Annotated in this window: 17 protein-coding genes; 12 read left to right on the top strand and 5 right to left on the bottom strand. The window is 66.8% G+C overall.

The genetic code is table 11. The features are described 5' to 3' along the window. The first annotated feature begins 174 nt into the window (after positions 1 to 174). The 3 genes from AC1RM6_RS07050 to AC1RM6_RS07040 all read left to right on the top strand — a co-directional run bounded on the left by AC1RM6_RS07050 (position 175) and on the right by AC1RM6_RS07040 (position 3,038). The gene (locus AC1RM6_RS07050; RefSeq protein WP_493099448.1) at positions 175 to 1,677 is read left to right on the top strand and encodes a CoA-acylating methylmalonate-semialdehyde dehydrogenase; all 1,503 of its coding nucleotides are present in this window, start codon (positions 175 to 177) and stop codon (positions 1,675 to 1,677) included. A gap of 356 nt (positions 1,678 to 2,033) precedes the next feature. Beyond that, positions 2,034 to 2,525 carry a flavin reductase family protein gene (locus tag AC1RM6_RS07045; RefSeq protein WP_493099446.1) on the top strand — a complete coding sequence of 164 codons (492 nt, stop codon included), beginning with the start codon at positions 2,034 to 2,036 and terminating at the stop codon, positions 2,523 to 2,525. A 78-nt stretch (positions 2,526 to 2,603) separates the two neighbouring features. After that, on the top strand, positions 2,604 to 3,038 hold the full coding sequence (locus AC1RM6_RS07040; protein ID WP_493099444.1) for a DMP19 family protein: 435 nt from the start codon (positions 2,604 to 2,606) through the stop codon (positions 3,036 to 3,038). A gap of 161 nt (positions 3,039 to 3,199) precedes the next feature. Here AC1RM6_RS07040 and AC1RM6_RS07035 read toward each other — a convergent pair whose 3' ends face one another. After that, positions 3,200 to 3,544, bottom strand: coding sequence for a hypothetical protein (locus tag AC1RM6_RS07035; RefSeq protein ID WP_493099442.1), 345 nt, complete (start codon positions 3,542 to 3,544; stop codon positions 3,200 to 3,202). Positions 3,545 to 4,301: 757 nt separating this feature from the next. On the opposite strand from AC1RM6_RS07035, the gene AC1RM6_RS07030 reads away from it, so the two are divergent. The 7 genes from AC1RM6_RS07030 to AC1RM6_RS07000 all read left to right on the top strand — a co-directional run bounded on the left by AC1RM6_RS07030 (position 4,302) and on the right by AC1RM6_RS07000 (position 11,830). Then, positions 4,302 to 5,057 carry a helix-turn-helix domain-containing protein gene (locus tag AC1RM6_RS07030; protein ID WP_493099440.1) on the top strand — a complete coding sequence of 252 codons (756 nt, stop codon included), beginning with the start codon at positions 4,302 to 4,304 and terminating at the stop codon, positions 5,055 to 5,057. A 48-nt stretch (positions 5,058 to 5,105) separates the two neighbouring features. Further along, the gene (locus tag AC1RM6_RS07025) at positions 5,106 to 5,954 is read left to right on the top strand and encodes a PhzF family phenazine biosynthesis protein (RefSeq protein WP_493099438.1); all 849 of its coding nucleotides are present in this window, start codon (positions 5,106 to 5,108) and stop codon (positions 5,952 to 5,954) included. After that, positions 5,951 to 6,409, top strand: a complete 459-nt coding sequence (locus AC1RM6_RS07020; RefSeq protein ID WP_493099436.1) for a RidA family protein — start codon at positions 5,951 to 5,953, stop codon at positions 6,407 to 6,409. Before AC1RM6_RS07025 ends, AC1RM6_RS07020 begins: the two co-directional genes overlap by 4 nt. 3 nt (positions 6,410 to 6,412) lie before the next feature. Then, a complete protein-coding gene (locus AC1RM6_RS07015; protein WP_493099434.1) occupies positions 6,413 to 7,615 on the top strand; it encodes a serine hydrolase domain-containing protein in 1,203 nt (400 codons plus the stop codon). Between the two features lie 70 nt (positions 7,616 to 7,685). Then, on the top strand, positions 7,686 to 8,438 hold the full coding sequence (locus tag AC1RM6_RS07010; protein WP_493099432.1) for a response regulator: 753 nt from the start codon (positions 7,686 to 7,688) through the stop codon (positions 8,436 to 8,438). Positions 8,439 to 8,497: 59 nt separating this feature from the next. Beyond that, entirely contained in the window at positions 8,498 to 10,654 is a 2,157-nt protein-coding gene (locus AC1RM6_RS07005; protein ID WP_493099430.1) for a sensor histidine kinase, read from the top strand. A gap of 123 nt (positions 10,655 to 10,777) precedes the next feature. Beyond that, entirely contained in the window at positions 10,778 to 11,830 is a 1,053-nt protein-coding gene (locus AC1RM6_RS07000) for a hypothetical protein (RefSeq protein WP_493099428.1), read from the top strand. Positions 11,831 to 11,860: 30 nt separating this feature from the next. Here AC1RM6_RS07000 and AC1RM6_RS06995 read toward each other — a convergent pair whose 3' ends face one another. After that, the gene (locus tag AC1RM6_RS06995; protein WP_493099570.1) at positions 11,861 to 12,724 is read right to left on the bottom strand and encodes a helix-turn-helix transcriptional regulator; all 864 of its coding nucleotides are present in this window, start codon (positions 12,722 to 12,724) and stop codon (positions 11,861 to 11,863) included. 98 nt (positions 12,725 to 12,822) lie between these two features. On the opposite strand from AC1RM6_RS06995, the gene AC1RM6_RS06990 reads away from it, so the two are divergent. Beyond that, positions 12,823 to 13,716, top strand: coding sequence for an SDR family oxidoreductase (locus AC1RM6_RS06990; protein WP_493099426.1), 894 nt, complete (start codon positions 12,823 to 12,825; stop codon positions 13,714 to 13,716). Positions 13,717 to 13,729: 13 nt separating this feature from the next. Here AC1RM6_RS06990 and AC1RM6_RS06985 read toward each other — a convergent pair whose 3' ends face one another. Further along, positions 13,730 to 14,068 (bottom strand): hypothetical protein, encoded by a 339-nt coding sequence (locus AC1RM6_RS06985; protein ID WP_493099424.1) that lies wholly within the window; start codon positions 14,066 to 14,068, stop codon positions 13,730 to 13,732. A gap of 576 nt (positions 14,069 to 14,644) precedes the next feature. After that, positions 14,645 to 15,106, bottom strand: a complete 462-nt coding sequence (locus AC1RM6_RS06980) for a GbsR/MarR family transcriptional regulator (RefSeq protein WP_493099422.1) — start codon at positions 15,104 to 15,106, stop codon at positions 14,645 to 14,647. 111 nt (positions 15,107 to 15,217) lie between these two features. Here AC1RM6_RS06980 and AC1RM6_RS06975 point away from each other — a divergent pair, with 111 nt between their 5' ends. Beyond that, a complete protein-coding gene (locus AC1RM6_RS06975) occupies positions 15,218 to 16,714 on the top strand; it encodes an aldehyde dehydrogenase family protein (protein WP_493099420.1) in 1,497 nt (498 codons plus the stop codon). Positions 16,715 to 17,005: 291 nt separating this feature from the next. Here AC1RM6_RS06975 and AC1RM6_RS06970 read toward each other — a convergent pair whose 3' ends face one another. Further along, positions 17,006 to 18,634 (bottom strand): FAD-dependent oxidoreductase, encoded by a 1,629-nt coding sequence (locus tag AC1RM6_RS06970; RefSeq protein ID WP_493099418.1) that lies wholly within the window; start codon positions 18,632 to 18,634, stop codon positions 17,006 to 17,008. Between the last annotated feature and the right edge of the window lie 88 nt (positions 18,635 to 18,722).

Here is an 18,722-nt window from a genome sequence, read left to right as displayed (position 1 = left end):
ATATCGAGCGAAGCTGCGCGCCTTCGGCGTCATATTGCTCTTCGGATGACCATGATCGGTTCGATCCATCCCGACGGCGATATGTGTCGATCGGTGCGGACCCTCGCGGCGGTTCGCGCTTGCCTCGCCGCGAAAAGCGGAAGATTGGCATCGCCATTGTCACAGGAGGGCTTGATGGCCGGGATACGGGAATTGTCGCACAAGATCGCGGGCTCGCCCACGTTCGAGACCACGCGTTTTTCGGACGTGTTCAATCCGAACACCGGCCAGGTCCAGGCGCGGCTGACGCTGGGCAACCAGGCGGTGCTCGATGCGGCGGTGGCGGCGGCGCAGAAGGCGCAGCCGGCCTGGGCGGCGACCAACCCGCAGCGGCGCGCCCGGGTGATGTTCCGCTTCAAGGAACTGATCGAGAAGAACATGGACGAGCTGGCGGCGATGCTGAGCGCCGAACATGGCAAGGTGATCGCGGATTCGAAGGGCGACATCCAGCGCGGGCTCGAAGTGGTCGAGTTCGCCTGCGGTATCCCCCATGCCCTGAAGGGCGAATATACCCAGGGCGCGGGCCCCGGCATCGACGTCTATTCGATGCGCCAGCCGCTCGGCATCGGCGCCGGCATCACCCCGTTCAACTTTCCCGGGATGATCCCGCTGTGGATGTCGGGGGTCGCGCTCGCGGTCGGCAACGCCTTCATCCTCAAGCCCTCCGAACGTGACCCGTCGGTGCCGAACCGGCTCGCCGAGCTGTTCCTCGAGGCGGGGCTCCCCGAGGGGGTGTTCCAGGTCGTCCACGGCGACAAGGAGATGGTCGACGCGATCCTCGATCATCCGGCGATCGGCGCGGTCAGCTTCGTCGGCTCGTCCGACATCGCCCAATATGTCTACAGCCGCGGCGTCGCCGCCGGCAAGCGCGTCCAGGCGATGGGCGGCGCCAAGAACCATGGCATCGTCATGCCCGACGCCGATCTCGACCAGGCGGTCGAGGAACTGTGCGGCGCGGCCTTCGGGTCGGCGGGCGAGCGCTGCATGGCGCTGCCGGTGGTGGTCCCGGTCGGCCAGGACACCGCCGAGCGGCTGCGCGCCAAGCTGATCCCGGCGATCGAGGCGCTCAAGGTCGGCGTGTCGACCGACAAGGACGCCCATTATGGCCCGGTCGTCACCGCGATCCACAAGGCGAAGATCGAAGGCTGGATCCAGACCGGGGTCGACGAGGGCGCCGAACTGGTCATCGACGGCCGCGGCTTCAAGCTGCAGGGGCACGAGGAAGGCTTCTTCGTCGGCCCGTCGCTGTTCGACCATGTGAAGCCCGGCATGTCGGCCTATCGGGAAGAGATCTTCGGTCCCGTCCTGCAGATGGTCCGCGCCGACACGTTCGAGGAGGCGATCGCGCTGCCGAGCCAGCACCAATATGGCAACGGCGTCGCGATCTTCACCCGCAACGGCCACGCCGCGCGCGAATTCGCCTCGCGGGTCAATGTCGGCATGGTCGGCATCAACGTCCCGATCCCGGTGCCGGTCGCCTATCACAGCTTCGGCGGCTGGAAGCGCTCGGGCTTCGGCGATCACAACCAATATGGCATGGAAGGCGTGCGCTTCTGGACCAAGGTCAAGACCGTCACCCAGCGCTGGCCCGACGGCGGCGCCGGCGACAGCGCCTTCATCATCCCCACCATGGGGTGAGCCTGGGCGGGTGAGCTTGGGGCAGGGCGGTCGCCCTGCTCCAAATCGCCCGCCAATCTGTTCGGACGTGGCGCCATGGGCGCCAACTTACCCTCGTCATCCCGGACTTGATCCGGGATCTCTCTTCTTCTTTCGTTGCGAAAGGCAGGGAGATTCCGGGTCGAGCCCGGAATGACGGAGGAAAGGGAGGCCCAGACCCGTTCAGGTGAGCAACTGGCGGACACAGGCACCGAATCAGGCCCGTCATAACGAAAACTCATATGCCAATCGCGCGCAATCCCGCGCGAGGCCCTCTTGCGAAGCCGATCCCCCTCCGGCTACCGCCTTCACAACCACATCAGCGGAAAGAGCGACCGATGAGCAGCCCGAGCTTCGACAATGCGACCTTCCGGCGCGTGCTCGGCCATTACCCGACCGGGGTCTGCGTGATCACCGCGGTCGAGCCCGATGGCGAGGCCACCGGGCTGGTGGTCGGCTCCTTCACCTCGGTCTCGCTCGACCCACCTCTGGTCGCCTTCTTCCCCGACAAGCGCTCGACGAGCTGGCCGAAGATCGAGCGGATCGGCAAATTCTGCGTCAACATCCTGTCGAGCGAGCAGCAGGCGCTGTGCAAGATATTCTCGTCGAGCGGCGGCGACAAATTCGCCGGCGTCTCGCACCGCCACTCGGCCAACGGCTCGCCGATCCTCGACGACGTCGTTGCCTGGATCGACTGCACCCTCGACGCGGTCCACGAGGCCGGCGACCATTATATCGTGCTGGGCAAGGTCGTCGCGCTCGAGGTCGAGACACCGGGTCGGCCGCTGCTGTTCTTCCAGGGCGCCTACGGAGAATTCGCGTCGCTGTGAGGAGGAGTATACTTTAACAAAGAACTGTTCACGCTAGGCCTTGTTGACAAATCAGCCAAGTCGCTGCTTTGTGAGTAGATGATCGTGCTTGCCGCTCTCGATCCGGCGTTGGGCGTGCCGGATGCGCTTTATGAGGTGCTCCACTGGGAGCCGAGTACAGAGGAGGAGGAGCGCGCGGGACGCGTGCTGCGCGTGCACCGAGACTGGTTGAACGGCGGGCTTGAGCAGGCGCTATCAAATCTCGAAGCTATCGATGAGCCCGCCGAGGCGTATATCGACGCCTACCGGTTGCTCGGCCTCGCCGAAGAAGCCGATGTCGTTCAGGAAGCTGCGCATGGAGCTACCGGCAGCGGCTTCACCGAAGCGCAGTGGGACGCTTTGGACGACCGATATGACCATCTCACCTATGGCGATGACCGTGACCAGCCCGACGCCATAGAAGAAGCAGTGGTGCTCTTCGCCCAGCGTATGGCTGATCGGTTCAGGGAGGCCGTCGCGCGTGCGAACGGCTGAACCAAGTCGCTCTGCGAAGGCAAATCGGTAAAACGGTTACAGTGCAGTTTTTGCCGCGCCCGTTAAATCGCTGAGCATAACGGCGATCCAACGCAGCAAACACAAGAAATCCTGTTTATCCGCAATTAGTCAGCCGTTCAAAGCCAAGCCCATGTCTGCAGCTATCGATCTCGCAGATTGGTCGCATCATAGACCATCCGGACCGTTTGTCGAAAGCGACCACGATAACGTATCCCCGCACCCCCCTCTATGGTGTAGACATGTCCGTCGATCAATTTTTCGGGCGTCTTGCGCGTGGTGAATCCTCGTGGTGCCGTGCCGTATGTCAGAGGGAAATCGCCGCGACCCGAGCAGCTACGTTTCGGCGTCTCTTCGATAGCCCACACCACACGCGCTCCGTCGTTTACCGAGAAATCACTGATACACGGAGCCGGACCGAGCCAGCCACCGCCCTTCGAATCCAAAATCAGCTTGTCTCCCTGATAATGCGCATCCACTTCGTACATGTAGGAACAGCCGCAAAGCAGAAGGCAAAGCCCAGCGGCGATAAATGAGCACATGATCCAAGTATGAACAGATAGTGCTGACAATTGACCGAAGGATGATTCTTCTCGACGCATATTCGCAGGGTGGCTGAATCGCTGACACTGGGCAAGCCGCGCGAGCCCCATTGCAGCACCTCGCGGCCGAGACCCGCTATCCGGCGGGATCGAACCGAAGCAGATACTTCCCAAGCCAGAATAAGCGATTATGCAGTCAATCAGCTATCGTAAGCGGCGGTCACTTACGTCGGTGCAAACCGCCCAGATAATTCCGCACACGATCGCGCCCCCGAGACCCGCGCCAACGCGGAACAACGCGTCTCCGACTGACGCGATATGGACGCCCCCACGCACATAACAAATGCCGAAATAGACCACTATGAGGATTGCATAGGCTATCGCAGCCCCAACGACCTGAGGTGCGAGATATGCAAGGTAGCGTTTCACGCCAGCCTCTCGATCAGTTCATGCTGCAGGACGGGGGTCATTCCGTAATGCTGACAGGCACCCCGAATGTCTGCAACCAGCAAAAACGGTGGCAAAAACGTGACGGTGCGCTTTTAGCAGCGGATCAGTCGAGGCCACTTGCGATGACCGGGGCTGGATCACATCGCAAATGCAGGGACACTATACTGAATTCCCAGCCGCTCGACCGACCGGATTCGCCATTCCCCATCCTGCCAGTTCCCCGATCGTCCATCCTCGCTTATCGTGCCCCCCAATGGCAAATCACGCCGATCTCGACTGGACCGACCTAGGCAGGGCAGCGGACCGCTACTGCACCGGCTGGCACATGCACGACAGCGCCATGCTGATCATGCCGCAGATCGGCACGATGATCTGCCAGTTCGCCGAAGGGGCCGCGCCGCGGATGGTGCGTCCCGGCGAGGCGCTGATGGTCGCGCCGCGAATCATGCACCGCACGATTTCGCAGGACGCCGCCTCGCGCCATCTCGCCCTCTATCCCGCCACCTCCCGGATGGCGGGCTGGCTGATGGCCGACGAGATCTTCCGGATCGCGGCGGCGCCCGGGCCGCTGCCGTCGCTGCTCGCTTATCATGCCGCGCTGCCGCCGGGCTCGACCCGCGCGGCGTTGACCGAACGGCTGATCCTCGAAGAGGCGCTGACCGACATGCCCGCGCGCACCGGCGAGGATCATGGCCGTGCGCTCGCCTTCGCGATCGCCGCCTATCTCAAGGGCGGCTTGCGCGAAAAACATCGTCTCGATGCGCTGGCCGCGCGCTTCGGCCTGTCCCGCCGCCATCTCACCCGGCTGTTCCGGCGCCATGTCGGCGTCGGGGTGACCGACTATCTTGCGCAGCAGCGGGTCCGCGAGGCCGAACGGCGGATCGCGGCCGGCCAGGACGTCCTGGCCGCCGCGACCGCGGTCGGGATCGGATCGCCGTCGCACCTCGCGCGCCTGTTTCGGCGCCATGGCGGGCAGCCGCCGTCGATGGCCCGATCGCGCGCCAACTGAGTCCCGATCGGGCGCGCCGGGTCGCGGGCGCGCCGATAGGATCGGGCCATGATCCATTCGCGCGACATCGCCCATATCTCGGTCTTTCCGGCGGCCGAAGGCGGCGGCAATCCCTGCACCATCATCCTCGACGCCGACGGGATGGACGCCGCCGCGATGAAGGCGGTCGCTACGAGCGCCGGGCATGAATGCGGTTTCGTCTTTCCGCCCACCGACGCCGAACAAGCCGATCATCGCTTCCGCTTCTTCGTGCCCGAACATGAGATGGAGATGTGCGGCCATGCGACGCTGGGCGCGGCCTGGCTGCTGTTCGGCCGATCGCCCGCGCGCGCCTCGCTGCGCATCGAGACGCTGTCGGGCCTCGTCATCACCCGGCGCGGTACGCAGCATGTCGAGATCAGCCAGCCTGCCGGATACGGCCTGCCGGTCGATCCCGCACCGGCGCTGCGGGCGCTGGGCCTGACGATGGCGGACCTACATCCCGGCCACGCCGTGCTCAACGCCGCGACCAGCCGCATCAAGACATTGGTGCCGCTCGCATCGCCGGCGAAGCTCCACGCGCTGGCGCCGGACGGCGAGGCCGTGCGGCTTGCCTGCGATCGGATCGGGTCGACCGGCCTCTACCCCTGGGCGCCCGGCGATCCGGGACAGGTCCATGCCCGGCAATTTCCGCGCAGTTCGGGCTATCTCGAGGATCCGGCGACCGGGATCGCCGCGGCGGCGCTCTATCATGGGCTCGGCGCGCCGCGCGACGGACTTGTCGTCTTCCAGGGCGAGGCGATGGGCCGGCCGAGCGCGATCCACATCCGCCCCGATCCGGCGGGGTCGGGCTGCCTCCTGTCGGGGGCGGTCGTGCCCGACCACAGCGGTGGCGCCGCGCTGGAGCATCGGCGGTGAGCCTCCATGACCGGCTGCGGCAGTTGGGCCTGGTGCTTCCGCCCCCACCCGAACCGCAGGGTCTCTATCGCAGCGCGGTCGTCCGCGACGGCATCGTCCATGTCGCGGGCCAGCTCAGCCGCGACGGCGCCAGCGTCATCGAAGGCCCGGTGGACGACGACAGCGATCCCGCAACGATCGCCCGGGCCGCGCGGGCATGCGTGCTGCGCGCGTTGAGTGCGATCGCCGCCGTTATCGATCTCGACCGGATCGACCAGGTGATCTTCGTCCGCGGCTTCGTCCATGCCGTTCCCGGCTTCCGCGATCATTCGCGGGTCGTCGACGAGGCCTCCCGGCTCATCCTCGCGCTCTTCGGTGAGGCCGGGGCGCATGCGCGATCGGCGGTCGGGGTGGCGAGCCTGCCGGCGTCCGGCCTGCTCGAACTCGAACTTGTGGCCGGATTGAGGGAGGTCTGAACGATGATCGGGCGTCATAAGCGGACTATCGCGCTGATGCTGGCCGCGGGCCTGCTGCTGGGCGCCGCGTCGGAGCCGCCGATCGCCACGCTGCCGCAGATGTTCGATGGCGCGATGCGCCCTGACCTCGAAGTGGCGACCTTTTCGCGGATCGATCGGCTGTTTCCTTCTGCTACCGTGGCGAAGGGCGCTCGCTCTTCCGATCTGCCGCGATCGGGCAAGGCGTTTCCGGCAATCCGCTTCACCGATCGCGGCCGTAGCTTCGACATGAATGATTATCTCGCCGACAATCGGGTCGCCGGCCTGCTCGTCCTGAAGAAGGGCGAGATCAGGCTCGAGGATTATGAACTCGGCATCGGTCCCGACACGCGCTGGTCGAGCTTCTCGATGGCGAAGTCGGTGACCTCGACCCTGCTCGGCGCGGCGATCCGCGATGGCTATGTCCAGAGTATCGACGATCCGGTCACCCGCTATGTCCCGGCCTTTCGCGGCGGCGGCTATGACGGGGCCTCGATCCGCGACATTTTGACGATGTCGTCCGGAGCCAAGTGGAGCGAGACCTATACCGATCCGTCGTCCGACCGCCGCAAGCTGCTCGCCCGTCAGATGCTGTTCCGCCCCGGCACGATCGTCGACTATATGCGCGCGCTTCCCCGGGCTGCTGCGCCCGGCACCGTCTGGAACTACAGCACCGGCGAAACCTATGTGCTCGGCGCCGTCGTCGAGGCCGCCACCAAAAGGCCGCTGACCCGCTATCTGTCGGAAAAGATCTGGGCGCAGGCCGGGATGGAACGCGAAGCCCGCTGGTGGACCGAGAATGACGGCGGCCTGACCCTGGCCGGCGGCGGACTCGCCGCGACGCTGCGCGACTATGGGCGCTTCGGCCTCGTCGCCGCCAGCGGCGGCATGGTCGCGGGCAGGCGGATCGTGCCCGACGGGTGGTTCGAGGAGGCTGGGCGCCCGCGCCGGATCGGCGGCAAGCCGGTCGACTATGGCTATATGTGGTGGATTCCCGACCAGTCCGATCCCACCCATGACGGGGCCTATTATGCGACCGGCATCTTCGGCCAGTTCATCTATGTGAATCCGCGCGAGCAGGTGGTGATCGTCGTGCTGAGCGCGCGCCCCAAGCCGAGCCAGCGCTCCCGCCTCGAACTCGACGACTTCGCCTTCTTTGCCGCGGTCACGCGGGCGCTGCAGGAGTGATCGCGCCCGGATCATGGCCATGCGGATCGCCTGATCCTCTCGCTTTCCACCGCATCCCCAGAACAGGGGAGTGCCTCCCGCGGCAAATTCCCTTACGCCCGGCGCTGAAGACAGGCCGTCCGGACCATCGGACGAAACGCCATGGGGAAAGACTATCGAGGATCTGGCTGACACGAGGCAACTCTTCATCCTCGAGGATGTGCCGGCCACCCGCGACTGGCTGACCGCGCTCGTCAAGAGCGCCTGGCCGCTCGGTATCATCGCGACCGCAGGCAGCCTCGCCGAGGCGCGGCGCTGGCTCGCCACCGTGGCGGATGGCCAGGCGCCGCTGTGCCTGATCGATCTCGGCCTGCCCGATGGCTCAGGAGTCGACTTCATCCGCGAACTGCTCGCGCGCCTGCCGGCGGCCCGCCCGGTGGTGACGACCCTGTACGACGACGACGATCATCTGCTCGCGGCGATGGCGGCCGGCGCGCATGGCTATCTGCTCAAGGATCACGAACCCGCCGACATGATCCGCCGGCTGCGCGCGATGGAGCAGGGCGAAAGCCCGATATCGCCGGCGATGGCCGAACGCATCCTCGGCCATTTCCGCAACCATGCACGCCTGCTGACCGGCCAGTCCGCTCTCGCCGAACTGACCCCGCGCGAAACCGACGTGCTGCGGCTGATCGGGCGCGGGCTGAAAGTGTCCGAAGCCGCCGCCTCGCTCGGGATCAGCCATCTGACGGTATCGGGCTATATCAAGACCATCTACCGCAAGCTCGACATCGGCACCCGCGCCGAGGCTGCGGTCGAGGCGGTGCGCCGCGGGCTGGTGTGATCGCGGTCCATCGACAGCGCTGACGCGATGGCTATGCTTCTCCGTGGGGGGAATGGGGCATGACGATCGATACCGGGGCGTTTCGGGGCGGCACCCGCCTGTTCTCGCGTCCGCATCTGCTGCTGCGCGCCTGCGCCTTCGCGATCCTGTGCCTGACCCTCGGCGGCGTCGTGCTGATGCTCCGGATTCCGCTCGCCTCGGTCGATGCCGACATGGGCGACGATGGCGCGATCATCCTGTTCGACCGGTCGCGACAGGCGATCGTCGACGGAACATCGACCGTCGCTTTCCGTTCGCGGCGGACCGGCGAGCAGGTCGCGCTGCCGGCGTCGCTGTTGCCCGGCGTGACCGAACCGCGCGGCACCGCCGCCGAGAACGCGCTTTACTGGCATGATCGCGATCGGCTCGCCGCGATGATCGCCGCCGGCCCGGTCGATATCGTCGCGGGCGACGCGCGGTTCGTCGCCACCGCCCGGGCGCGCAGCCTGTCCGATCTCAGCGTCGGCTTCTGGCTGTCGATGATCGCCGGCGCCGCCGCCGCGCTGGTCGGCCTGTGGGTCTGGGTGCTGCGTCCGCGCGCCTGGGCGCCGGCGATGTTCGCGGCAAGCGGGATCGGGCTACTCGTCGGCTGCGCCACCACCGCGCTCAATATCTCGCCGGGCCTCGGCCTGAGCGGCCGCGTCGATCAGGCGATGCTGGTCGTCAATTATCTCAGTGGCCTGCTCTGCGCCGGAACCTTGACCGCCTTGTTCGCGCGCTTTCCGCTGCCATTGCTGCCGACACGCTGGCTGTGGCTGCTGGCGATCGTCAGTGGCGTCGTCGGCCTGATCGTCCTGTTCGACGCCGCGCCCAACACCGTCGACATCGCGATCCTCGTCGTGTCGCTCGAAAGCGTCGCGATCCTGCTGTTCGTCGGCTTGCAGGGCTGGCGATCGCGCGGCGATCCGGTCCACCGCGCCGGGCTGATGCCGATCGCGATCGGGACCGGCGTCTCGGTGCTGCTGTTCGGCGCCTTGACCCTGATCGGGCAGGTCGGCGGCGGGCGGCCGCTCGTCCAGCCCGACATGACCGCGCCGCTGCTGCTGCTCACCTATCTCGGGCTCGGCATCGCGATCACCCGCGCACGCCTGTTCGCGCTCGGCCGCTGGGCGCTGGGCATGCTGCTGTCGGCTTGCGCGATCCTGCTGTTCGTCGTCCTCGACGCGGTGCTGCTCGCGAAAGTGACCCAGCAACGCGATCTCGCCTTCTTCATCGCGGCGGTGGTGGGGGCCGTTTTCTATCTGCCCGCGCGCGAAGCGCTGCTGCGGCGCGCCGAGCGGCTGCGCGACGGCCAGACCCGCGACTTCCTGCAACATGCCGGCGACATGGCGCTGGCGCCCACCGCTGCGGCCGCGCAGGACGCCTGGCGGGCGGCGGCCGCGGCGATGTTCGATCCGCTCGAGGTCGATCCTGTCGGCTATCGCGACGCGCACCCCGCGATCCGCGACGGTGGCAGCGCGCTCTATTGGCCGTCGCCGATCGGGACGGCGGCCTTGCTGCTGCGCTATCCGGGGGGCGGCGCCCGGATGTTCGCGCCGCCCGATCTCGACATCGCCATCCGCTTCGCCGAGCTGGTCCGGCGGCTGATCGAGGCCCGCGACGGCTATATGCGCGGCGTGTCCGAGGAACGCAGCCGGATCGCGCGCGATCTCCACGACGATGTCAGCGCGCGGCTGCTGACCAGCCTGCACCGCACCGATACCGGCGCGATGCAGGAGGATGTGCGCGGCGCGATGGCCGACATCCGGACGATCGTCACCGGTCTTTCGGGCGAGGGGCAATCGCTGCACGCGCTGCTCGCCAATCTCCGGCACGAAACCCAGATGCGGCTCGAAGCCGTCGGGATCGCGCTCGACTGGCCGCTCACCTCCGCGGGCGAGGACCAGCGCCGGCTCGACTATGGCTGCTATCGCAACATCCTGTCGGTGGTCCGCGAGAGCGTGACCAACATCATCCGTCATGCGGCGGCATCGCAGGCGCGGATCCGCGTCGATCTCGACGAGGACATGCTGGTCATCGTCATCAGCGACGACGGGCGCGGCGTCGAGCGCGCGATATCGCCCGGCAACGGCCTCGCCAATGCCCGGCGACGCGCGGAATCGCTCGGCGGCAGCTTCATGATCGCCCCCGTCGAGACGGGGGGAACCGCGAGCCGGCTTCGCATCCCGCTGAAGTGACCGCGCGGAATGGCGCCCACATGGCCTGCCGCCCCCCTGTTCGAGGGGATGCGGGTGCGCGCTTCCGACCCTAGACGACAGCGCAGGGGCGGGCGCTCGCGCCCCGTCACGGGGAGGTACGCGTTGCATAAGCATATCATTGGGCTCGTCGCCCTGACCGGGCTGTTCGCCGCGACCGCGGCGCAGGCGGAAAAATATCCCAAGCTGATGAAGGAGGTCGCGTTCGCGCCTGCCGCCGATCATGCCGCCGACGCGGCCAGCCTGATCTGGGTCAACCGGCCCGGCGCGGCCAAGGGCGTCAAGACGGTCGTGATCCCGTTCTTTCAGGTGCAGTTCGTCGTCGACAGCGACGTCTCGGCCAATATCAGCGGCGGTTCGACCAGCAAGACGATGGTGCGGCTGGTCGGGCCGACAGCCGAGCAGATGCAGGCGATCACCGACCGGCTCTACGCGAAGCTGCTCGCCGATCTGGCCGCGGCGGGGGTCACCGTGCTGACGCCGCAGGCGGCGGCCGCCTTTCCCAACTATGTCGCGCTGCAGGCCGGCGGCAAGCCGAGCGGCACCAGCGTCGACGGCCATCAGGGCGTCAATTCCAAATTCTTCGTGCCCGCCGGCATGACCTATTATTATCTGCCGACCCAGGACATCGCCTATACCGGCGCGGGCAGCTTCGGCGGCTTCCAGACCGCGATGCTGCCGCCCAGGGAGCAGAAGCTGATGGAGGAATCGGGCGCGGCGGTGCTCGGCTTCCGCGCGGTGGTCGATTTCGCGAGCCTGAAGAGCAGCGACAGCGGCTTTCTCGGCCATTTCCGTTCGGTCGCGCGGACCAGCGGCGATGCCGCGATCGCGATCCGCCCGATCGCGACCCAATTATGGCTGATGACGCCTAACGCCAAACCCGGCGTCACCGACATGATGAACCGGATGCGCTTCGAGGTGCAGGCGCCGCTCGTCGTCGACACCCCCGCCATCCAGCAGATGAAGGACGCCCGCACCGGCGGCGACAAGACCAGCGAGGCGCTGGGCAATGCCGTCGGCCTGCTGCTCGGCGGCGGCATGTCGAAGACCCGCAAATATGATGTCATCGTCGATCCCGCGATCTGGGAACGCGACGTCGAAGGCGCCCTGCACGGTGTCGAGACGATGATGGTGACGCGCCTGGCGAGCGAACTCTGAGGCTGGCCTGCTAAGCGGGGCAGGGCGACCTCAGCTTTCGCCTGCCCCGCGATCGGGCGCCGCTGCCTGGTCCCGATCGCCTATGAACCTCGTGATCCGCTCCGCGACCTCCGCCGTCGCCGGATTATAGACCATCATGTTCAGGTCCGACCGCCCCTCGACCGCGAAGGTCGAAAATTCGAGTTCGATCGGCCCGATCTCGGGATGGTGGAGGCGCTTCAAGCCGTCGCCATGGCCGGCGATCTCATTGTCGCGCCACATCGCCTCGAATTCGGGGCTCGCCCGCGACAGTTCGTCGACGAGCTGCCTGATCTCCGCCCCCGCACCGGCGCGCGCCGCATCGGCCCGGAACGCGCCGACCACGAAGCGCGCGACGCTCAGCCAGTCGTCCTGCGCCGCGCGCACCCGCGAACTCGAAAACATCAGCCGCAATATGTTGCGCTCGTGCCGGGGCAGCTGGGCATAGTCGGTCAGCAGCAGCGCCGCCGGCCGGTTCCAGGCGATCACGTCCCAGGTCGCGGTCCGGATGATCGCCGGGCTGATCGGGATCGCGTCGAGCACCCGCTGCAACCGCGGGGTGACCCCGTCGGGCTCCCGATAGCGTGCCTCGGGCGGATGGCCGAAGGCGAGGATATGGAGATGCTCGCGCTCGGGCTCGGTCAGCATCATGCCGGTCGCGATCCGCTCGATCACGTCCGCCGACGGCGCACCGCCGCGGCCCTGTTCGAGCCAAGTATACCAGGTCGGGCTGATATGCGCGCGCTGCGCCACCTCCTCGCGGCGCAGCCCCGGGGTGCGCCGGCGCCCCGCCGGAAAGCCGAAGCTCGCCGGATCGAGCCGCATGCGGCGGTCGCGCAGGAAGGTGCCGAGCGCATTGTCGATATCGGGGAGCATCGCCAGCCTGTTGATCCTCATACCATGATGAAGTCACTACTTTAACAGGAAGAACATTAGCGCGAGACGGCTTTCCGAACAATGTCGGAGGGTCTTCCATGCATATCTTCCTCACCGGTGCGACCGGCTTCATCGGCACGCACATCCTGCCCGAACTGCTCGCCGCCGGCCATCGGGTGGTCGGCCTGACCCGATCCGCAGCCGGTGCGCAGGCACTCGCCGCGGCGGGGGCCGAGGCGCATCTCGGCACGCTCGAGGATCTCGACAGCATCCGCGCCGGCGCCGCCGATGCCGACGGCGTGATCCACACCGCCTTCGACCATGATTTTTCCAACTTCGCGGCGAATTGCGACAAGGACCGCCGCGTGATCGAAGCGCTCGGTTCGGTGCTCAAGGGCTCGGCGCGGCCGCTGCTGATCACCTCGGGCACCGGCATGGGTGACGCCGGCGATGGCCGGCCGGCCTCCGAAGATGTCATGAACCCGCACCATCCCAACCCGCGCGTCGCGTCCGAACTCGCCGGCGCGGCCCTGCTCGAGGCCGGCGTGAACATCTCCGTGATGCGGCTCCCGCAGGTCCACGACACCGTCAAACAGGGGCTGATCACCCCCTATATCGAGATCTGCCGCGCGAAAGGCGCCGTCGCCTATGTCGGCGAAGGGCTCAACCGCTGGCCCGCCGCACATGTCTTCGACGTCGCCCGGCTTTACGCGCTTGCCTTCGCCAAGGCCGAACCCGGCGCCCGCTATCATGCGGTCGCGGAGGAAGGCGTCACCGCCCGCGCGATCGCCGAAGTGGTCGCCAAGGGGCTCGATCTGCCGCTCGTCTCGCTGTCGCCCGAAGAGGCGGCCGGCCATTTCGGATGGTTCGCGATGTTCGCCGGCCTCGACATGCGCGCATCGAGCGCGAAGACCCGCGCCGGCCTGGGCTGGGATCCGCAGGGGCCGACCCTGCTCGCCGATCTGGCGGCGATGGACTATTTAACCGGGTGACGGGCAGGCGGGCTCAGCGCTGCGCCTCGACCTTCCCGCCCAGCACCCGATAGACATAGGCGGCGGGGTTGGGGGCGAGCGCGTCGCTGATCGGCATCCGTTCGGTCCCGCTCCTCGCGAAGAAGGTCGCGAAGGTCGCATCGAGATCGTCGGTCTCGATATCGTAGATCGCCAGATAGCGATAAGGCTCGGGACCGTCGCCGACCCCGCGGTCGAGCGCGAAGCGCTGCGCGCTGACGATCCCCGGGACGCTGACGACATCGTGCAGATGCTGCTCGTCATACCAGCGATTATACTCGTCCTCGCGGCCCTCGACCGGGTTGGTCATCACGACGAACTTGTACTGGTCCATGGTGTCGCTCTCCTGGGGTGCTGCGCGATGGGTTCGCGTCTTGAGCGGGATGCTATGACGGACCCGCACCAGCGGAAAGAATTTTCGTACGGTCGGGACGATAATACCGAACGGGGCTGGGCGAGGCTGTACCGTCTGGCGGATTCGGTTGCATCGTCCCTGATCGACCTGAGGCGCATGCTCGCCGTCTTCGTCACCCGGACCTGTTTCCATGGGCATGAACTTCGGCGCAACTCATGGAATTGCGGTGGTCATCCCTCCTCCGTCATCCTGATGGAAATCAGGATCCAGATCCGCAACGCTGTGCGTCCAGCCAGCGCGTTGCGTTCAGGTCCTTACTTGCGCGTCTGGATGCCGACCTCCGTCAGCATGACGGGTTCGGCCGCGGCGCCTGTGCTCTTATCCTGGTGTCTATGGGAACGCGTCCGGAGTGACGAGGTGGGGCAGGCTCGACCGTAGAACGAAATTGGAATGTGTCACTGTCTGGATATCGAGTCCGGGAAGACAAAAGGAAAGGCGATCGCCCCGCCACATCCCGCCGCGACGCGGCCAGGCACCGTCGCTGCGATGCGGCGTTTAGCCTTGCCTGTCGGTCGGCTCCGGGTCGATCACGTCCTGCATGGCCCGCTGCAGGCGCGCGTGGAAATGCGCGAGACGCACGAGCCGCGCGGCGGCTTCGCCCGTGGCGACCTGCGATGCCGATGCGGTGATCAGCTCGGACATCTTGCCGAGCGTGATCGCCTGCGGCCGCAACGGCGTGGCGGGATCGTCGCCGCAGACATAGACGATGCGCTTGCTGCCCCGGGTCGCAACGCCTCTGGCGTTGCCATGCGCCTCGAGCATCCGCGCTGCCGTGTGTGCGTGACTGCGACTGATCTCCAGATCGATCGCGATATCGTCGAGGCTCACCGGCTCGTTCATGATCTGCAGATAGCCGTAGAGCCGGGCGGCGTTGGGCGTAAGGCTCCAGGTCGTCAGCAAGCCGGTGAGACGATCGATGAACCGGGATTGCTCGGGCGTGAGGCGGCTGCTTGACATATCTTCTATCTACTGGATATAACGGACATAGGACATAACCAGCTATGCGGCTTGTTGGCGCGGGAATCAACCGCGCGGCAAAGCCAATCCTGGATAACGACGGAGAGACCGATGGCCACGCTTCCCGAACCAGCCCCGACGACGATGATCCTCCCCGAAGCGATGCTGCTCATCGACGGATGCCTGCGGCGTGCCAAGGGCGACAGAACCTATGACAATATCGGACCGTGGACGGGGGAGGTGGTCGGCGTGGCGGCGGATGCCTCGCCCGCGGACATCGAGGAGGCGATCGCCGCCGCCCGCCGCGCCTTCGATACGACCGACTGGTCGACCAATCACGAAAAACGCTTCGCTCTGGTGCAGAAACTCTACGACCTGTTCGTCGCCAATCAGGCGCGGCTGGTCGATATCGCGCGACACGAGGTCGGCGCGCCGATGGTTGCCGTCAACCGCGCCCAGGTCGCCAATTGCCTGAACAGCTGGCGCGATCTGATGGAAGTCTATCCCAGCCTCGCATGGGAGAAGGACCACGGCGTCCGCGCGACCGCGTTCGGCACCAGCCAGCGCACGTCCTTCTATGAGGCGATTGGCGTGGTCGCGGCGATCACGCCATGGAATTTCCCGCTCTACGTCAATGCCGAGAAGGTGGTTTCGGCGCTGCTCGCCGGCTGTACGGTGATCCTGAAGCCCGCGCCCGACACGCCGCTGGCCGGCGCGATTTTCGGCGAGCTTGCGGCAGAGGCCGGTTTCCCCGCCGGGGTGATCAACGTCGTCACCGCCAGCGATCCCGCCGAAGCCGGCGAGATGCTGGTCACCGACCAGCGGGTCGACCTGATCACTTTCACCGGATCCACCGCGATCGGCAAGCATATCGTGCGCCAGGGCGCCGAGACGATGAAGCGCGCCTTCCTCGAACTCGGCGGCAAATCGGTAAAGATCGTCCTCGATGACGCGCCGAACTTCGCGCAGGAGGTCGCGCAGTCGATCCTCGTTTTTCATGCGGGCCAGGGATGCGCGGTCCAGTCGCGGTTGTTGGTGCCGCGCAGCCGCTATGCCGAGGCCGTCGCCGCGCTCAAGGGCGCCTATGACGCCTTCGCCGACAAATGGGGCCATTTCGACGATCCGGCCTGCACGATGGGGCCGGTGGTGTCGAAGAAGCAGCTCGAGCGCGTGAAGACCTATGTCGATGTCGGCGTTGCCGAGGGCGCGACATTGCTCGCCGGCGGCGATCTGCGGCCCGACATCGGCAGCGGCTGGTTCATCGAGCCGACCTGCTTCGTCGACGTCACCAACGACATGCGCATCGCCCAGGAGGAGATTTTCGGCCCCGTTCTGGTCGTGATCCCGTTCGACGACGACGAGGACGCGATCCGCATCGCCAACGACAGCGTCTACGGCCTGTCCGGCGGCATCCATTCGGCCGATTTCGATCGCGCGCTGGCGATCGGCAAGCGCATCCGCACCGGCACCTTCGGCGTGAATGGCGGCGTTCCGATCAACGGCGACCTGCCGTTCGGCGGCTACAAGCATAGCGGGATCGGGCGCGCCTGGGGCGTCGAGGGCATCGAGGAATATCTCGAAACCAAGACGATGGCCTGGCCTGCCTGACATCGCGCGCCCTTCGTCGACCGTCCCGGACGTGATCCGATAGGCGAGAACCTCGCTTCTTCTGAAGCCTTCTCCCGCTCTTTGCGGGAGAAGGTTTGGATGAGGGTCTTCTTCTGCTAGTTCCTGCTGTGCAGATTCTCAACGCGTGCGCAGCAGGGAATGTGACTTGCGTTCGTTGGGGTCTGCCGGGGGCAGAACCGGCCGCCGCACGCGCCGCAAAGAGCGCAAGAGGAGCAGAAGAAGGGCTCTTGCGCCTGAGTTAAGGCCTATGGGATCGCGAAGCAAAGCTGATCAGCCCGCCACATCCTTCGCCGCGACATAGCCGAACACCGCTGACGCTGCGATGCTGAGCCCTGCACCGATATAATAAGGACCGGCGATCGGTGCGGTGCAGTTGCCCGCGGCGTAGAGCCCCTCGATCGCGGTGCCGTCGGCGCGCATCACCTGGGCGCGGTCGTTGGTGACGACGCCACCGCAGGTGCCGACGTCGCCGGGGACCAGCGGCGCCGCCCAATAAGGCGGCTTGGCGATCGGGCCGAGGGTCGGGTTGGGCCTGTTGGTCGGATCGGCGAAATAGCGGTCATAGACATTGTTGCCGCGCCCGAAATCATCGTCCTTGCCCGCCGCGGCGAAGCCGTTGAAGCGCGCGACCGTCGCCTCGAGCCCGGCCGGGTCGATCCCGCACTGGCGGGCGAGATCGGCGATCGTGTCGGCGACCTTGATATCGCCGCTGGCGACCAGATCCTTGGGGAAACCGCCCGGCGGGCGGGTGCCGAAGAAATAGCGCTTGCGGGCATCGGCGTCGCGGATGAGCCAGGCGGGGACCACGCCGCGTTCGAAACAGGCCTGGCCGATCTCCATATAGGACCCCGCCTCGTTGACGAAGCGCTGGCCGGCGGTGTCGACCAGGATGCCGCGCGGCTTGGCGAGGTCGGCGACGATCATGTCGATCGGCTTGCCCGGCGGCGCGAAGGTCATCGTCCACCAGCTTTCCCGCATCTGGGCAAGGTCGGCGCCGAGCGCCGCCATCGCCGCCAGCGCCTCGCCGGTGTCGCCGGGGTTGGACGAGGTCCAGGCGTCGGTGATCGGCCCGCGCTGATATTGCTCGCGCATCGCCTTGTTGTGCGAGAAGCCGCCGGCGGCGATCAGCACCCCGCGCCGCGCCGCGATCGTCTCCTGCCGGCCCGCGCTCGTCACATGGATGCCGGCGACCCGGCCGCCCGCCATGTCGAAGCCGGCAAAGGCGGTGCCGGTGCGGATATCGACCCCGAGCCGCACCGCGATCTCGAGCAGATTGCCCTGCAGCGCGGCGCCGCCGGTGTAGAGCGTCTGGCCCTTGAGCTTCGACAGCAGGAAGCGGCCGACCACCCGCGCCAGCGTCTTCTTGCCGCCCGGGGTCGCGGCGAAGGTCAGCATCGACGGGCCCTCGGAGGTGCGGACGGGCAGGGGCACCGCCGGCGGACGCAGCCGGTCCTTCCACTTGCCGAGCCGCTTGGCATTATAGGGCGGCACCTCGATCGACCGGCCCGCGGCGATTCCGCCAGGGCGGTCGTCATAATAGTCCGAATAGCCGGGGCAATGCTCGAAGCGCATGCCCTGCGCCTCGTACATCTCGATCAGCGGCTTCGCGGCATCGACGAAGGTCTCGCGGCGCTTCACCGTCGACCAGGCCGGATCGCCCTCGACGAAATTGGCGAGATAGATGAGGCCCGCCTCGCGCGAGTCGGCGACGCCTTCGCGGATCATCGGCGGGCTGTGCGGCAGCCACAACACCCCGCCCGACAGCGCCGACGACCCGCCGAGCAGATCGGTCTTCTCGATCAGCAGCGGCTCGAGCCCCGCCAGCTTCGCGGTGATCGCCGCGGTCAGCCCGCCGACGCCGCTGCCGACGATGACGAGGTCATAGATGGTGTCGGCCATGTGCGTTCCTTGTCCTGTCACTTAGGGCGCTTCATCGTCATCCCGGCGGAGGCCGGGATCTCGGTCGGCAAGCGCGCGCCCTATCCGC

This window comes from Rhizorhabdus sp. GW822-FHT03C02, assembly GCF_058801765.1.
The sequence above is the reverse complement of the archived record's forward strand: the minus strand, read 5'-3'. Positions and strand labels throughout refer to the sequence as shown.

Bases quoted from the DNA above. Each gene is read 5' to 3' on its own strand.
- AC1RM6_RS07040 (WP_493099444.1), top strand. From the start codon at position 2,604: ATGATCGTGCTTGCCGCTCTCGATCCGGCGTTGGGCGTGCCGGATGCG.
- AC1RM6_RS06990 (WP_493099426.1), top strand. From the start codon at position 12,823: ATGCATATCTTCCTCACCGGTGCGACCGGCTTCATCGGCACGCACATC.
- AC1RM6_RS07015 (WP_493099434.1), top strand. From the start codon at position 6,413: ATGATCGGGCGTCATAAGCGGACTATCGCGCTGATGCTGGCCGCGGGC.
- AC1RM6_RS06985 (WP_493099424.1), bottom strand. From the start codon at position 14,068: ATGGACCAGTACAAGTTCGTCGTGATGACCAACCCGGTCGAGGGCCGC.
- AC1RM6_RS07030 (WP_493099440.1), top strand. From the start codon at position 4,302: ATGGCAAATCACGCCGATCTCGACTGGACCGACCTAGGCAGGGCAGCG.
- AC1RM6_RS07045 (WP_493099446.1), top strand. From the start codon at position 2,034: ATGAGCAGCCCGAGCTTCGACAATGCGACCTTCCGGCGCGTGCTCGGC.
- AC1RM6_RS06980 (WP_493099422.1), bottom strand. From the start codon at position 15,106: ATGTCAAGCAGCCGCCTCACGCCCGAGCAATCCCGGTTCATCGATCGT.
- AC1RM6_RS07025 (WP_493099438.1), top strand. From the start codon at position 5,106: ATGATCCATTCGCGCGACATCGCCCATATCTCGGTCTTTCCGGCGGCC.
- AC1RM6_RS06970 (WP_493099418.1), bottom strand. From the start codon at position 18,634: ATGGCCGACACCATCTATGACCTCGTCATCGTCGGCAGCGGCGTCGGC.
- AC1RM6_RS07005 (WP_493099430.1), top strand. From the start codon at position 8,498: ATGACGATCGATACCGGGGCGTTTCGGGGCGGCACCCGCCTGTTCTCG.
- AC1RM6_RS07050 (WP_493099448.1), top strand. From the start codon at position 175: ATGGCCGGGATACGGGAATTGTCGCACAAGATCGCGGGCTCGCCCACG.
- AC1RM6_RS06975 (WP_493099420.1), top strand. From the start codon at position 15,218: ATGGCCACGCTTCCCGAACCAGCCCCGACGACGATGATCCTCCCCGAA.
- AC1RM6_RS06995 (WP_493099570.1), bottom strand. From the start codon at position 12,724: ATGCTCCCCGATATCGACAATGCGCTCGGCACCTTCCTGCGCGACCGC.
- AC1RM6_RS07035 (WP_493099442.1), bottom strand. From the start codon at position 3,544: ATGTACGAAGTGGATGCGCATTATCAGGGAGACAAGCTGATTTTGGAT.